16 protein-coding genes are annotated in these 14,614 nt (G+C 69.0%); 5 read left to right on the top strand and 11 right to left on the bottom strand.

Going from position 1 to position 14,614, the window contains the following annotated elements; genetic code table 11:
- Positions 1-94: 94 nt before the first annotated feature.
- Positions 95-1,258: an aminofutalosine synthase MqnE gene (gene mqnE / locus ABT001_RS01320; RefSeq protein WP_351270521.1), complete on the bottom strand. Its 1,164-nt coding sequence runs from the start codon at positions 1,256-1,258 to the stop codon at positions 95-97.
- A gap of 99 nt (positions 1,259-1,357) precedes the next feature.
- Positions 1,358-1,813 carry an Lrp/AsnC family transcriptional regulator gene (locus ABT001_RS01325; RefSeq protein WP_150489233.1) on the bottom strand — a complete coding sequence of 152 codons (456 nt, stop codon included), beginning with the start codon at positions 1,811-1,813 and terminating at the stop codon, positions 1,358-1,360.
- Positions 1,814-1,934: 121 nt separating this feature from the next.
- Here ABT001_RS01325 and ABT001_RS01330 point away from each other — a divergent pair, with 121 nt between their 5' ends.
- Positions 1,935-2,084: a hypothetical protein gene (locus tag ABT001_RS01330; protein ID WP_157841704.1), complete on the top strand. Its 150-nt coding sequence runs from the start codon at positions 1,935-1,937 to the stop codon at positions 2,082-2,084.
- A 10-nt stretch (positions 2,085-2,094) separates the two neighbouring features.
- On the opposite strand, the gene ABT001_RS01335 is transcribed toward ABT001_RS01330, so the two are convergent.
- On the bottom strand, positions 2,095-2,820 hold the full coding sequence (locus ABT001_RS01335; RefSeq protein ID WP_351270744.1) for a UbiX family flavin prenyltransferase: 726 nt from the start codon (positions 2,818-2,820) through the stop codon (positions 2,095-2,097).
- A 113-nt stretch (positions 2,821-2,933) separates the two neighbouring features.
- On the opposite strand from ABT001_RS01335, the gene ABT001_RS01340 reads away from it, so the two are divergent.
- Positions 2,934-3,530 (top strand): rhomboid family intramembrane serine protease, encoded by a 597-nt coding sequence (locus tag ABT001_RS01340; RefSeq protein WP_351270524.1) that lies wholly within the window; start codon positions 2,934-2,936, stop codon positions 3,528-3,530.
- Here ABT001_RS01340 and mqnP read toward each other — a convergent pair.
- Positions 3,520-4,425, bottom strand: coding sequence for a menaquinone biosynthesis prenyltransferase MqnP (gene mqnP, locus ABT001_RS01345; RefSeq protein WP_351270527.1), 906 nt, complete (start codon positions 4,423-4,425; stop codon positions 3,520-3,522). The genes ABT001_RS01340 and mqnP overlap by 11 nt on opposite strands.
- Positions 4,422-5,879, bottom strand: a complete 1,458-nt coding sequence (locus ABT001_RS01350) for a menaquinone biosynthesis decarboxylase (RefSeq protein WP_351270529.1) — start codon at positions 5,877-5,879, stop codon at positions 4,422-4,424. The genes mqnP and ABT001_RS01350 overlap by 4 nt, the downstream gene beginning before the upstream one ends.
- An 89-nt stretch (positions 5,880-5,968) precedes the next feature.
- Between ABT001_RS01350 and ABT001_RS01355 the strand changes: the two genes are divergently transcribed.
- On the top strand, positions 5,969-6,295 hold the full coding sequence (locus ABT001_RS01355) for a PLD nuclease N-terminal domain-containing protein (protein ID WP_351270532.1): 327 nt from the start codon (positions 5,969-5,971) through the stop codon (positions 6,293-6,295).
- Positions 6,296-6,324: 29 nt separating this feature from the next.
- On the opposite strand, the gene ABT001_RS01360 is transcribed toward ABT001_RS01355, so the two are convergent.
- Positions 6,325-6,765, bottom strand: coding sequence for a MarR family winged helix-turn-helix transcriptional regulator (locus ABT001_RS01360; RefSeq protein ID WP_351270535.1), 441 nt, complete (start codon positions 6,763-6,765; stop codon positions 6,325-6,327).
- A gap of 174 nt (positions 6,766-6,939) precedes the next feature.
- Here ABT001_RS01360 and ABT001_RS01365 point away from each other — a divergent pair, with 174 nt between their 5' ends.
- Positions 6,940-7,635: a type 1 glutamine amidotransferase domain-containing protein gene (locus tag ABT001_RS01365; RefSeq protein ID WP_351270538.1), complete on the top strand. Its 696-nt coding sequence runs from the start codon at positions 6,940-6,942 to the stop codon at positions 7,633-7,635.
- Positions 7,632-8,957, top strand: coding sequence for an aldehyde dehydrogenase family protein (locus ABT001_RS01370; RefSeq protein ID WP_351270541.1), 1,326 nt, complete (start codon positions 7,632-7,634; stop codon positions 8,955-8,957). Before ABT001_RS01365 ends, ABT001_RS01370 begins: the two co-directional genes overlap by 4 nt.
- Positions 8,958-9,021: 64 nt before the next feature.
- On the opposite strand, the gene ccsB is transcribed toward ABT001_RS01370, so the two are convergent.
- The 5 genes from ccsB to ABT001_RS01395 form a co-directional block, all read right to left on the bottom strand.
- The gene (gene ccsB, locus ABT001_RS01375) at positions 9,022-10,104 is read right to left on the bottom strand and encodes a c-type cytochrome biogenesis protein CcsB (protein WP_351270543.1); all 1,083 of its coding nucleotides are present in this window, start codon (positions 10,102-10,104) and stop codon (positions 9,022-9,024) included.
- Positions 10,101-11,795 carry a cytochrome c biogenesis protein ResB gene (gene resB / locus ABT001_RS01380; protein ID WP_351270546.1) on the bottom strand — a complete coding sequence of 565 codons (1,695 nt, stop codon included), beginning with the start codon at positions 11,793-11,795 and terminating at the stop codon, positions 10,101-10,103. The genes ccsB and resB overlap by 4 nt, the downstream gene beginning before the upstream one ends.
- Positions 11,796-11,801: 6 nt before the next feature.
- Positions 11,802-12,575, bottom strand: a complete 774-nt coding sequence (locus tag ABT001_RS01385) for a cytochrome c biogenesis CcdA family protein (protein ID WP_351270549.1) — start codon at positions 12,573-12,575, stop codon at positions 11,802-11,804.
- A complete protein-coding gene (locus ABT001_RS01390; RefSeq protein WP_351270551.1) occupies positions 12,572-13,174 on the bottom strand; it encodes a TlpA family protein disulfide reductase in 603 nt (200 codons plus the stop codon). The genes ABT001_RS01385 and ABT001_RS01390 overlap by 4 nt, the downstream gene beginning before the upstream one ends.
- A gap of 67 nt (positions 13,175-13,241) precedes the next feature.
- Complete coding sequence (locus tag ABT001_RS01395) at positions 13,242-14,498, bottom strand: polysaccharide deacetylase family protein (RefSeq protein ID WP_351270554.1); 1,257 nt, start codon at positions 14,496-14,498, stop codon at positions 13,242-13,244.
- Between the last annotated feature and the right edge of the window lie 116 nt (positions 14,499-14,614).

A 14,614-nucleotide genomic window follows, 5' to 3' on the forward strand; every position in this document is an offset into this window, starting at 1 on the left:
GAAGCCCCGGCCTGGACGGCGGGCCGGGGCTTCGGTGCGGTGGGTCACCCGGGGCACCCGCGACGGGCGCGGGGATCCGGGCGGGCGTGAGGCCTCAGACCCGCATCGGCTGGGGCGTCTCGCGCCGGTCGGCCTCCGGGCCCGGGTACTCGCGGAGGATCTCGTAGCGGGTGTTGCGCTCCACGGGCCGGAAGCCCGCGTCCCGGATGAGGTCCAGCAGGTCCTCGCGGCCGAGCTTGTTCGGGGTGCCGTAGTCGTCGGCGTCGTGCGTGATCTTGTATTCGACGACGGAGCCGTCCATGTCGTCCGCGCCGTGCTGCAGCGCCAGCTGGGCGGTCTGCACGCCGTGCATCACCCAGAACACCTTGACGTGCGGGACGTTGTCGAAGAGCAGCCGCGAGACCGCGAAGGTCTTGAGAGCCTCGGCGCCGGTCGCCATCGACGTCCGCGCCTGGAGGGTGTTGCGGACCTTGCCGTCCTTCATGTCCACGAAGTCGTGCTGGTAGCGCAGCGGGATGAAGACCTGGAAGCCGCCGGTCTCGTCCTGCATCTCCCGCAGCCGCAGCACGTGGTCGACGCGGTGACGGGGCTCCTCGATGTGCCCGTACAGCATCGTCGCCGGGGTCTTCAGACCCTTCTCGTGCGCGAGACGGTGGATGCGCGACCAGTCTTCCCAGTGGGTGTTGTGGTCGACGATGTGCTGGCGGACCTCCCAGTCGAAGATCTCCGCGCCGCCACCGGTCAGCGACTCCAGACCGGCCTCGATCAGCTCGTCGAGGATCTCGGAGGCCGAGAGCCCCGAGATCGTCTCGAAGTGGTGGATCTCCGTGGCGGTGAACGCCTTGAGCGCCACCTCCGGCAGGGCTTCCTTGAGCGCGCTGAGCGAGCGGGGGTAGTAGCGCCACGGCAGGGTCGGGTGCAGACCGTTCACGATGTGCAGCTCGGTGAGGTTCTCGCCCTGCATCGCCTTCGCGAGACGGACGGCCTCCTCGATGCGCATCGTGTACGCGTCCTTCTCGCCCGGCTTGCGCTGGAACGAGCAGTACGCGCAGGACGCGGTGCACACGTTGGTCATGTTGAGGTGACGGTTGACGTTGAAGTGGACGACGTCGCCGTTCTTCCTCGTACGCACCTCGTGGGCCAGCCCACCGAGCCAGGCCAGGTCGTCGGACTCGTAGAGCGCGATCCCGTCCTCGCGGGTCAGCCGCTCGCCGGCCCGGACCTTCTCCTCCAGCTCGCGCTTGAGTCCCGCGTCCACCAGTGCCCCTCTCCTACCTCTACCTCTGCGTAACGGATTCCGGGAGCCAACGGTACTCCCGCCCTCCGCCCTCCGGGCGAGGGCACCCCCCGTCTTCGGCTACGACTCCTCGGGAAGCTCTCCGACCCGGTTCTCCCACTTGGTGGAGAGCACGACCGTCGTGCGGGTACGGGAGACCCCCCTGGTGCCGCTGAGGCGGCGGATCGTCCGCTCCAGCCCGTCCACGTCACCGACCCGCACCTTGAGCATGAACGAGTCGTCGCCCGCGATGAACCAGCAGTCCTCGATCTCGGCGAGGTCCTTCAGCCGGTGCGCCACGTCCTCGTGGTCGGCCGCGTCCGAGAGGGAGATGCCGATCAGCGCGGTGACACCGAGGCCCAGCGAGGCGGCGTCGACGGTCGCGCGGTAGCCGGTGATGACCCCGGCGGTCTCCAGCCGGTTGATGCGGTCGGTGACGCTGGGCCCGGAGAGCCCGACGAGCCGCCCCAGCTCGGCGTACGAAGCCCTGCCGTTCTCTCTGAGGGCCTGGATGAGCTGCCTGTCCACCGCGTCCATGTGACTGAAACCTTCCATTGTTCAGCAGTACCGCGAGCTTACGTGTAGAATCTAAGGCGCGACAGGGTCAGACCCTGTAAATCTTTCCCATCATCCAAGAAACACTTTCGAATCTTCAGGAGTGACCTTCACCGTGTACTCGATCGAGATGGCCTACGCCCGGATGCGCGAGCTGCAGGATCTGGCCAACCGCTCGCGTGCCCATCAGCCCGCCGCCGCCCACCGGGTCGACCGCACCCGCACCCCGCGCGTGAACAGGAAGAAGCGCTGACCCCACCGGGTCAGCCCCGGGAGGCGCCACCGAGCTCCCCTTCCCACCTGCGGTACAGCTGGTGCGGCACTCCCGCCGCGTCGAGCACCCGCCCGGCGACGAAGTCCACCAGGTCCTGGATGTGCGTCGCCCCCGCGTAGAACGCCGGAGAGGCGGGCAGCACCACGGCGCCCGCCTCGTCGAGCGCGACCATCTGCTTCAGGGTCTGTCCGCTGAGCGGCGTCTCGCGCACGGCCACGACCAGCTTCCGCCGCTCCTTGAGCGTCACGCTCGCGGCGCGCTGCAGCAGATCCTTCGAAAGCCCGAGAGCCACCCCCGCCACACAGGCCGTGGACGCCGGGACGATCAGCATCCCCTTCGCCGGATACGACCCCGAGGACGGCCCGGCCGCCAGGTCCCCGGCCGCCCAGTGGCGTACGTCGCCGGTGCCCGCCGGGAAGGTGTCCGTCCCGGGGGTGTCCGTCCCGGGGGTGTCCGTCCGGAAGGTGACCGTCCGGAAGGTGTCCGGCTTCCCGTCCGCGCCCCGCGCCAGCCAGGTGCGCAGGTCCTCCTGCCAGTGGGCGTCGCGGAAGGCGATTCCCGTCTCGTCCAGGAGTGTGAGCCTCGACGCACGGCTGACCACCAGATCGACGCTCTCCCCGGCGGCCAGCAGCCCGCGCAGCACCGAAGCCGCGAAGGGTGTGCCCGATGCGCCCGATACCCCGACAATCCAAGGCCTGCGCTGCTGATGACTCATCGAAGTCCCGGCTTTCACACCGCCGAGCCTATCCGGCACCCTGCTCCTGGAACTGAGCCAGGGGCTCCGGACGTTGCAACGGATGGGGGAACGGCCATGGACAGGGGGTGACCATGAGGGAGACAGGCACGAGCGCCACCGCACGGGCCGTCACGGCCGGCGCGGTCATGATCGCCTGGATCGCCCTGCTGTGGCTGCTGGAAGTCGTCGACACGGCGACGGGCCACGCCCTCGACACGTACGGCGTCAGCCCGCGCGAGCCCGCGGAGCTGGCCGACGTCGTGCCGTCCGCGTTCCTGCACAGCGGCTGGGAGCATGTGGCGTCCAACAGCGTCCCGCTGCTGGTCCTGGGCTTCATCGCCGCGCTCGGTGGGATACGCAGGTTCGCCGCCGTGGTCCTCGTGGTGATCGTGACGGCCGGCCTCGGCGTCTGGCTCACCGCCCCGGCGCACACGGTGACGCTCGGCGCGTCCGGTGTGGTCTTCGGCCTCTTCGGCTATCTGCTGGTCCGCGGTTTCGTGGACCGGCGTCCGCTGGACATCGTGGTCGGCGTGGTCATCGCCGCGGTCTACGGCTCCCTGCTCTGGGGAGTGCTGCCGACGGACTCCGGCATCAGCTGGCAGGGCCACCTCTTCGGACTGACGGGCGGAGTGGTGGCGGCGTTCGCCTTCCGCCGCCCCCGCCGCCCGAAGGGTCACGTCACGGTGTGAGGCCCCGCACCAGGAGGTCGAGCAGCGCACAGGCGAAGAGCGCGATCCCGATGAAGCCGTTGACCGAGAAGAAGGCCCGGTTCAGCCGGGACAGGTCGTGCGGCCGCACGACCCGGTGCTCGTAGACGAAGGCCACGGCGACGATCGCCATGCCGATCCAGTAGAAGATCTCCGCGTCCGTCGCCAGACCGAACCACACCAGCAGCCCGGTCGTCACGACATGGCACACCCTCGCGCCCCACAGCGCGGCCGGGATCCCGAAGCGCGCGGGGAAGGAGAGCACTCCGTGGGCCCGGTCCGCCCGCACGTCCTGGCAGGCGAAGATCAGGTCGAAGCCACCGATCCAGATCCCGACGGCCAGCCCCAGGATCACCGCGTCCCACGACCAGCTCCCGGTCACAGCCAGCCAGGCGCCGATCGGTCCGATGGCCTGCGCGAGGCCCAGGATCGCGTGCGGGAAGTTCGTGAACCGCTTGCCGTACGGGTAGACGACCATCGGCACGACCGCGACCGGCGCGAGCACCAGGCAGAGGGGGTTCAGCAGGGCCGCGGCGCCGAGGAAGACGACGAGGGCCACGATCGCACCGGTCCACGCGGACTTCACCGTGACGGCGCCGGTCACCAGTTCCCGGCCCTCCGTGCGCGGATTGCGGGCGTCGATCTCCCGGTCGATGATCCGGTTGGCGGCCATCGCGAACGTACGCAGCCCGACCATCGCGAGGGTCACGAGCAGCAGCGTGCCCCAGTGGAAGGTGCCGTCCAGCTGGAACATCGCGGTCAGCGCGGCGATGTAGGCGAAGGGCAGCGCGAAGACCGAGTGCTCGATCATCACCAGCCGCAGGAACGCCCGGGGCTTGCTGCGCGACTGCGGCACAGCCGCGGCGGAGGCGCTCACAGGCCGTACTCCTTCCAGCGTCGGTCGACCTTCGCCGCCGTCTCCGCGTCGGACTCGACCATCTCCGGCCAGCCGCCGTCCCGGGTGTAACCCTCCTCGGGCAGCTTCCGCGTCGCGTCGATCCCGGCCTTGCCGCCCCAGAACTGCTGGTAGGAGGCGTGGTCCAGGTGGTCGACCGGGCCTTCGGTGAGCAGCAGGTCACGGGCGTAGTCGGTGTTGCCGAGCGCCCGCCAGGCCACCTCGTGGAGGTTGTGGACATCGCAGTCGGCGTCCACGACCACGATCAGCTTGGTCAGCGACATCATGTGCGCCCCCCAGATGGCGCTCATCACCTTCTGGGCGTGCTTGGGGTACTTCTTGTCGATCGAGACGATCGCGCAGTTGTGGAAACCGCCCGCCTCCGGCAGGTGGTAGTCCACGATGTCCGGAACGATGATCTTGAGCAGCGGCAGGAAGAACCGCTCGGTCGCCCGGCCCAGCGGCCCGTCCTCGGTGGGCGGCCGGCCCACCACGATCGACTGCAGCAGCGGACGCCTGCGCATCGTCACGCAGTCGATCTTCAGTGCGGGGAACGGTTCCTGCGGGGTGTAGAAGCCGGTGTGGTCGCCGAAGGGGCCCTCGGGGAGCATCTCGCCCGGTTCCAGCCAGCCCTCGATGACCACCTCCGCCTGCGCGGGGACCTGGAGCGGGACGGTCTTGCAGTCGACCATCTCGATCCGCTTGCCCTGGAGGAAGCCGGCGAAGAGGTACTCGTCGATGTCCCCGGGCAGGGGCGCCGTGGAGGCGTACGTGACCGCAGGCGGCGCTCCGAAGGCGATGGCGACGGGCAGCTTCTCCCCGCGCCGTGCGGCGACCTGGTAGTGGTTGCGGCTGTCCTTGTGGATCTGCCAGTGCATGCCGATGGTGCGCTTGTCGTGGCGCTGCAGCCGGTAGAGCCCGAGGTTGCGGATCCCCGTCTCCGGGTCCTTGGTGTGCGTGAGGCCCAGATTGAAGAAGGAGCCGCCGTCCCCGGGCCAGGTGAAGAGCGCGGGCAGCTGCTCCAGGTCCACGTCGTCGCCGGTCAGGACGGATTCCTGGACGGGGGCGCTGTCGCCCTTCACCTTCTTCGGCGGCAGATGGGTCACCGAGCCGAGCTTCCCGAACGCCTCACGGATCCCGACGAAGCCCTGCGGCAGCTCCGGCTTGAGGAGACCGCCGATCTTGTCGCTGATGTCGGCGTAGGACTTCAGCCCGAGTGCCTTGAGCAGCCGCCGGTCCGTCCCGAAGACGTTCATGGCCAGGGGCATCGACGCCCCCTTGACGTTCTCGAAGAGCAGCGCGGGGCCACCTGCCTTGTTCACCCGGTCGACGATCTCGCCGACCTCCAGATACGGGTCGACCTCGGCCTTGATGCGCTTGAGATCGCCCTCGCGCTCCAGAGCCCGGAGCAGGGAGCGAAGATCGTCGTAAGCCATAAAGCCCAGTATCGGACACCCGCTACCCTGGGCCCTGCACCGGGGGCGGTCCGTGCGCCTCCTCACCTCACCTCGGGGGATCTTGCACCATGCTCAGGGCCCTGATCATTCTCGTGCCGCTGGCACTGACGATCTTCGCGTTCATCGACTGCCTGAACACCCCGGAGAACGAGGTCAAGCACCTGCCGAAGGTCGCCTGGGTGTTCATCATCCTGCTGTTCTGGGTCGTCGGGCCGATCGTCTGGATCGCCGCGGGCAAGACGCGCACCGCGGCCGCCGGAGGCCGCAGGCGCCGCACCACCTGGGTGGCGCCCGACGACAATCCGGACTTCCTGAAGTCACTGAAGGACGAGGAGACCAAGCGCCGGGAAAAGGGCACGGGTCCGGAGGACACGCCCCCGCCCGCCACGCCATGACTCCCGCCGCACGGCCATGAGCCGTACGGCTACGAGGACAGCAGGCGTCCCAGCCGGTCCAGCAGGGGCAGCAGAGCCGTGCGCTCCCCGGGGGTGAGGGCCTCGAGCGCGCCGTGCACCACGCGCATCTCGGCGCGGATGCGATGCGCGAGCTCGGTGCCTTCCGCCGTGCGGGAGGCCACCTTGGAGCGGCGGTCGCCGGGCGCCGGGGTGCGCGTCACCAGACCCCGGGCCTCCATGCGGCCGATGAGGCCGGTGGCGTTGGACGCGTCGCACACCAGATGACTGGCCAGCGCGCTCATGGGCATGGGGTCGTTGAGGGCGATCAGCGCCCGGGCCTGCGAGGTGCTGAGACCGTGCCGTCCGGCGACGGCGGTGAGGTCGTCGTGGTGGCCGCGGACGACGACCGCGAGGGGTTCCAGCAGTTCGTCCGGAGTAGGGACGGCGCGGGGTGCCTGTTCCGTCGTCATGGTCGGTCATCCTTCGACTCGTGAGCGGTGTCCGGAGGTCCGGACCCTGTCCGCCACGCACCGCATTTATTTGACATGCTCAACTTTTACCCGTTACATGAAGGGTATTGCTTGAGCATATCAAGCTTAATGTTCACGCGTCTCACGTCTCGCGTCTCGTAGGGAGCACCCCCCATGCCCTCCGTACTCTTCGTCCTCACCGGTGCCGACCACTGGACCCTCAACGACGGCACCACCCACCCCACCGGCTTCTGGGCCGAGGAACTCGCCGCCCCGCACCGCGTCTTCACCCAGGCCGGCTTCGACATCACCGTCGCCACACCGGGCGGGGTCGCCCCCACCGTGGACAACGCCAGCCTCGCCGCGGAGGCCAACGGGGGCCAGGAGCAGGCCGACGCCGTGGCCTCGTACCTCGCCTCGATCGACGAGACGCTCCGCATCCCCGCCCGGCTCGAGGACGTCGTGCCCACGTCGTACGACATCGTCTTCTACCCCGGGGGCCACGGCCCCATGGAGGACCTGGCCGTCAGCGAGGTGTCCGGCCGGCTGCTCACCCAGGCCCTGGACGCCGGCACCCACCTGGCCGTCCTGTGCCACGCCCCCGCCGCCCTGCTGCCCGCCCGCCGCGAGGACGGCAGCTGGCCGTTCGCCGGCTACCGCATGACCGGCTTCAGCAACGCCGAGGAGACCCAGGCCGGGCTCGCCGCCAAGGCGCCCTGGCTGCTGGAGAACCGACTCGTCGAGCTCGGCGCCGACTACACCGCCGCCGACCCGTGGGCGGTGCACACCGTGCACGACCGCACTCTGCACACCGGCCAGAACCCGGCCTCCTCCGAGCAGCTGGCCCGCGAGATCGTGGCGGCCCTGTGAGCCCCGCCCAGGCCGTGCGGGAGACCCCGGCCGAGGTCGTCGCCCGGCTCCGCGCCACCTTCCGCACCGGCCGCACCAGGGACCTCACCTGGCGCACCGCCCAGCTGACGCGGCTGCGCGCCCTGCTCACCGAGCGCGGCGACGAGCTGGCCGAGGCGCTCCGCGCCGACCTCGGCAAGAGCCGCAAGGAGGCCTACCGGACCGAGATCGACTTCACGGTCCGCGAGATCGACCACACCCTGGAGCGCCTGGAAGCCTGGCTGAGGCCCGAACCCGCCCCCGTACCGGCCGTCCTCAAGGGGGCCACGGCTCACACCGTGCAGGACCCGCTCGGGGTCGTCCTCGTCATCGCTCCGTGGAACTACCCGGTGCAGCTGCTGCTCGCCCCCGTCGTGGGCGCACTGGCGGCGGGCAACGCGGTCGTCGCCAAGCCCAGCGAACTGGCGCCCGCGACCTCCGCCGCCGTGGCCCGGCTGCTCCCGGAGTACCTGGACCAGGACGCCGTCGCCGTGGTGGAGGGCGCGGTCCCGGAGACCACCGCCCTGCTCGCCGAGCGCTTCGACCACATCTTCTACACCGGCAACGGCACGGTCGGCCGGATCGTGATGGCCGCCGCGGCGAAGCACCTCACGCCGGTGACACTCGAACTGGGCGGCAAGTCCCCCGCGTTCGTGGACCGCGACACGGACCTGAAGACCGTGGCCGCCCGCCTGGCCTCGGGCAAGTTCCTCAACGCCGGCCAGACGTGCGTCGCCCCCGACTACGTCCTGACCGACCCGGAGACCGCCCCCGCCCTGGCCGACGCCCTCGCCGCGGCGGTCGAGGGGCTCTTCGGGCCGGACGCCTCCACCAGCCCCGAGTACGGCAGGATCGTCAACGAGCGCCATTTCGACCGCCTGGTGGCCCTCCTGGACTCCGGCCGCACGGTGACGGGCGGCACCCACGAGCGGGAGGAGAAGTACATCGCTCCGACCGTGCTGACCGATGTGGCCCCGGACTCCCCCGTGATGCGGGAGGAGATCTTCGGCCCCGTCCTGCCGATCCTCACCGTGGACGGACTCGACGAGGCCATCGGCTTCATCAACGACCGTGACAAGCCGCTGGCCCTGTACGCGTTCACCCAGGACCCCTCCGTACGGGAACGACTGCTGTCCGAGACCTCGTCGGGCGGGGTGGGCATGGGACTGCCGCTCGCCCATCTGACCGTCTCGGACCTCCCGTTCGGAGGCGTCGGCGAGAGCGGCATGGGCAACTACCACGGCCGCTACTCCCTGGAGACGTTCAGCCACCGCAAGGCGGTGCTGGACACCCCGCTGGGCTGAGGCCCGCAGACCGAGAGGGCGCGACCGCATCGAAGCGGTCGCGCCCTCTCGGCTGTTCCGGTCGTCAGACTCCGGCGTAGGAGTGCTTGCCGGTGACGAAGATGTTCACGCCGTAGTAGTTGAAGAGCCAGCAGCCGAAGGCGATCAGCGCCAGGTAGGCCGCCTTGCGCCCCTTCCAGCCGGCCGTGGCCCGGGCGTGCAGGTAGCAGGCGTACGCGACCCAGGTGATGAAGGACCAGACCTCCTTGGGGTCCCAGCCCCAGTAGCGGCCCCAGGCGTCGCCCGCCCAGATCGCGCCCGCGATGATCGTGAACGTCCACAGCGGGAAGACGGCGGCGTTGATGCGGTACGAGAAGGTGTCCAGGGTCTTCGCGGCGGGCAGCCGCTCCAGGACGGAGGTGGCGAACTTCCCGGGCGTGCCACCGTTCGCGATCTTGTTCTCGTAGCTGTCGCGGAACAGGTAGAGCAGGGTGCCGACGGCGCCGAGGTAGAAGACCGCACCGCAGATGATGGCGGTGGAGACGTGGATCCACAGCCAGTACGAATGCAGGGCCGGCACCAGCTGGTCGCTGTCGGTGTACAGCGTGGTGGTCGCGATACCGAGGTCCAGCAGGACGGTGGTGACCAGCAGCAGACCGATCCAGCGGACGTTCTTCCGCAGGGCCAGCAGGGTCAGGTACGCGCCGACGGCCACCGTGGAGAAGGTGATCGAGAACTCGTACATGTTGCCCCAGGGGGCCCGCTGCACCGACAGGGCGCGCGCGACGACTCCGGCCGCCTGGACGGCGAAGGCGACGACGGTCAGGGAGACCGCGATCCGCCCCCACAGGTCGCCCTTGAAGGTGCCGCCCGCGGCACCGGGTCCGTCCGGGACGTCTCGCGTGCCGGCGGCGGACCGGGTGATGACCTTGGGCCGCTCCAGCACGGCGGTGCCGCCCTGCTGCGCGACCCGCACCTCCACCGTGGAGCCGCCGGTGGCCGAGTCCTTCTTCAGCGCGGCGGCGGTGCGGCCGACCTTGCTGCGGCTGCCGAGCACCCACTCCGCGATGTGCGCGAAGAAGGCCAGGGTGTAGACGGCCATCGACGAATAGATCAGCGTGTTGCTGGCGTTCGCCAGGTTCTCGTTGGTTGCGGCGGCGAGATTCACTTCTCAGCCCCTTCGGAAGGCTCTGCGGAGGGTTGTTCGGGGTCGGGTTCGGGGTGGGGCGCGCCGGGCGCCACGGTGTGGAGCGCGATCGCGAGATCGCCCAGCTCCTCGGGGAGCTTCGCGGACTCGCTGCGGCCCAGGCCCGCCATCTCGACGACGGTGACCCCGTCCGGCCCCTTCACGGCCCGCACCCACACGCGGCGGCGCTGGATGAAGAGGGAGCCGGCGAGCCCCACGATGGCGGCGACGGAACCGGTGAGGGCCCAGCCGCTGGCGGGCTGGCGGGTGATCTGGAAGCTGGCCCACTCCTCGACGCTCTCGAAGGTGATCGAACCCGCGCCGTCGGGGAGCTTCATGGTCTCGCCGGGGCGCAGCCGCTTCTTGAGCTGGTCCCCGTTGCTGTCCTTGAATTCCTTCATCTGGGACGTGTCGAGCTGGTACACGTTCTGCGGCAGGCCGGAGTCGACGCCCAGGCTGCCGTGGTAGCCGTTGAGCGCGAGCACCGGGTAGTCGAGGCCGGGGAACTGCGAGAACATCGTGCCCTGGCCGTCACCCGCGAACGTCGGGACGAAGAAGGCCTGGAAGCCCAGCTGGTCCTTCGTGCCGTTCTCGTCCTTGTAGCCGTCCATCACCTTGATCGCACCGGTCGAGGTGACGTTGTTGTCGATGGGCAGCAGGGGCACGGAGGACCGGTAGACCTCCTTGCCCTTGCCGTCCTTGACGGAGATGACCGGGGCGTAGCCGTGGGCGTTGAGGTAGACCTTCGTGCCGTCGACGACGAGCGGCTTGTTGACCTCGATGACCTGCTTCTTCACCGGCCCGTCCGCGCCCTCCGAGTACGTCACCCGGGCCTCGTACGTCCGGGCGGTGCCTCGCTGGGAGCCGTTGCGCTCGTACGTGCCGACGAAGTCGTGCAGGTCGAAGCTGAAGGGGGTGAGGTCGTCGTTGTCGAAGAGCGAGCCGGACTTGAAGTCGTCGTACTGGGTGATCGTGTTGGCGAACCCGTCGCCCTCGACGATCAGCTTGCCGCCCTCGGACTTGAAGAGCTGCCCCCCCGCGAACGCGACCAGCATGACGATCAGCGCGATGTGGAACAGCAGGTTCCCGGTCTCGCGCAGATAGCCCTTCTCGGCGGCCACCGCGTCACCGACCACGTGCGAGCGGAAGCGCCGCCTGCGCAGGATGCCGAGGGCGGCCTCGCGGACCTGCTCGGGATCGGCGTCGGTGCGCCAGGTGGTGTAGGCGGGCAGCCGGGTCAGCTTCTTCGGGGCGCCGGGCGGACGGCCACGCAGCTGTCCGACGAACTGCGTGGTGCGCGGGACGATGCAGCCGATCAGCGAGACGAACAGCAGGATGTAGATCGCGGAGAACCACACCGAGCTGTAGACGTCGAAGAGCTGCAGCTTCTCGTAGATCGGGGTGACGGTGGTGTGGGCTTCCTTGAAGGTCTGCACCTTCAGTTCGTCCACGCTGTTCTGCGGGATCAGCGAGCCGGGGATGGCACCGAGCGACAGCAGGAAGAGCAGGATCAGGGCGACCCGCATCGAGGTGAGCTGCCGCCAGAACCAGCGGGCCCAGCCGATGACACCCATGGCGGGCACGGACGCGGCGGACTCCTCGCGCGGGGCGGTGGAGAGCTGCTCCCCCGCCCGGCCGAGGTCGCGCTCGTCCGTGGTGTTCGTGTTGCTCATCAAGACTCAGATCCCCACAGTGAAGCCGTTGGACCAGACCTGCATCTCCTGGATGAGCACGTCCCAGGCGCCCGTCAGCAGGAGAATTCCGGTCACGATCATCATGCCGCCGCCGATCCGCATGACCCACGCGTAGTGCCGCTTGACCCAGCCGAACGCGCCGAGTGCCTTACGGAAGGCGATCGCCGCCAGGACGAAGGGGACACCGAGCCCGAGACAGTACGCCACGGACAGGATCGCCCCCCGGCCGGCCGTCGCCTGGTCGAACGCGAGCGCGTTGACGGAGGCGAGCGTCGGGCCGAGGCACGGGGTCCAGCCGATTCCGAAGAGTGCGCCGAGCAGCGGTGCGCCGGCCAGCCCGGTCACCGGTCGCTTGTGGATGCGGAATTCGCGCTGCGTCATCCAGGGCATGAGGCCCATGAAGAAGATCCCCATGAGGATCAGCAGTACGCCGAGGACCCTGGAGAGCGTCCCGCTGTACTCCTGGAGCGTCTGGCCGAAAAAGCCGAAGAGCGCGCCGCCCGACACGAAGACGACGGTGAAGCCGAGGACGAAGAGGGAGGCCCCGGCGACGGTCCTGCCCCGCCGCCGCTCGGCGAGGTCGGCGCCGCTCACCCCGGTGACGTAGCTGAGGTAGCCGGGCACCAGCGGCAGGACGCACGGCGAGAAGAAGGAGACGAGCCCCCCGAGCAGGGCGATCGGCAGGGCCACTATGAGGGCCCCGCTGAAGACCGTCTCGTTTCCGCCGGTGACCGCGGCCAGTTCGAGCACCGGAGTCACTTCTCCGCGATCAGCGGGTCGATCATCTTCCGCAGCTTCTCCGCGTCGAGGGCGGCGAGCGTGCGTGCGGCGAGCTTCCCGTCCCGGTCCACGACCACGGTCGACGGGATGGCCTGGGGGTTCAGCGTGCCCTTCGGGAAGCGCAGGAGCAGCTTCCCGGTCGGGTCGTAGATGCTCGGGTAGGTGACCCCGAAGTCCTCCTCGAAGCTGACCGCGAGGGACTTCTGGGGGTCGCGGGTGTTGATCCCGACGAACTGGACCCCCTGGTCCGCGGTCTCCTGGGACACCTTCTGGAAGTGCTTGGCCTCGGCGCGGCAGGGGCCGCACCAGGATCCCCAGAAGTTCAGGACGACGACCTTGCCCTTGTAGTCGGTGATGTCGAGCGCCTTGCCGTTCAGGATCGTGCCGTCGAGCTTCGGCGCGTCGGTGCGGTCGCCCTTGGCCACGGTGGAGACGCCACCGCTGCCGGTGACGAAGTTCGTGTTGCCGCCACCGCCGGCCTTGGTGCCGCCACTGCATGCGGACAGGACCAGGACACCGGCCACGACTGTGGCGGCGAGCAGGGTGAAGCGGCGTCGGGGTGCGCGGCCAGAGCTCATGTGAAAAGTTTCGCATGGCAGTTCCAGGGATCTTGGGCACCCCCCTGGGTGCCCGTAAAGCCCCTTGTCAGGCCTGCTTGAAGAAGGTGTTCCAGCCGCCGTCGGGAGACTGTCCCACCTGGAGCGTACGAAGCTTCGCGAGCACCGCGGGGTCCTGTACGTCGAGCCAGTCGACGAACTGCCGGAATGAGACGAGGCGCACATCCGGTTTGCCCGCGATGTGTTTGAGCGCGTCCTCCACGGCGTCCATGTAGATGCCGCCGTTCCACTCCTCGAAGTGGTTGCCGATGTAGAAGGGCGCACGGTTCGTCTCGTAGGCGCGGTCGAATCCGGCGACGTACGCCTCGGTGGCCTGGGTGCGCCACCCCGGATAGCGGGACGGCATTCCGTTGGTCGAGTTCTTCGACTGGTTGGCGAGGATGTTGTAGTCCATGGAGAGGACTTCGAAGGTGTGGCCGGGGAAAGGAATTCCCTGCAACGGCAGGTCCCAGATGCCCTGGCGCTTCTCGGGCCACACCTGGCTCCCCCCGGGCGAGCTCGCGTCGTAGCGCCAGCCGAGCTGCTTCGCGGTGGGCAGGAGATTGTCCTGTCCGAGCAGACAGGGCGTGCGGCCCCCGACCAGTTCCTTGCGGTAGTCGAACGGCAGCGGGTCGAGGTTCGACCAGCCGGTGTTCGTCCGCCATTCGGTGACGAACGAGATCGCCTGATCGATCTCGCTCTGCCATTGCGCGGGTGTCCATTCGCCGACCGATCCGGACCCGGCGCAGAAGTGCCCGTTGAAATGGGTGCCGATCTCGTGCCCGTCGAGCCATGCCTGGCGTACGTACTCCAGGGTCTGCTTGACATGCTCATCGGTGAGATAGCCGATGTCGGAGGCGCCCCGGGGGTTGTTCGGCGGGCGGTAGAGCGACTTCTTCGACTCGGGGAGCACGTAGATCCCGGAGAGGAAGAACGTCATCGCCGCGTCGTGTTCCCCGGCGAGTTCCAGAAAGCGCGGGAAGAGTCCGTTGCCGACCTCCCCCGCACCGTCCCAGGAAAAGATCACGAACTGCGGCGGCGTCCGGCCGGGTTCGAGCGGAACGGGGGCGGCGGGCTGATTCGGTTGCTTACCGGTGTCCGCGGTGGATCCGTCGCCGATCAGCCTGACCTGTTTTCCGGGAGCTCCCCCGCCGTTCCCGTGCGTCCCTTCACCGCCCGCGGGGCTCTTCTCGGGATCCGCTCCGGCACTTCCCGAGGAGCCGGAGGAGCCGCAGCCACTCATCGACAGTGCGGCTGCGGCTCCGAGTCCGGCCCCGAGCAGACCCCGCCGGTTCATTTCACGCATAGCATCCCCATCTGCTGTCGTATTACCTCAATGCCATACAAACTGGCGATGGCTTAGATGAGGAAAACAACACGACGGTTCCGCCGATAATCACACAAGTTGTTACGTGAACAGAC

Source organism: Streptomyces sp. NPDC002793 (genome assembly GCF_040295485.1).
Lineage (GTDB): Bacteria > Actinomycetota > Actinomycetes > Streptomycetales > Streptomycetaceae > Streptomyces.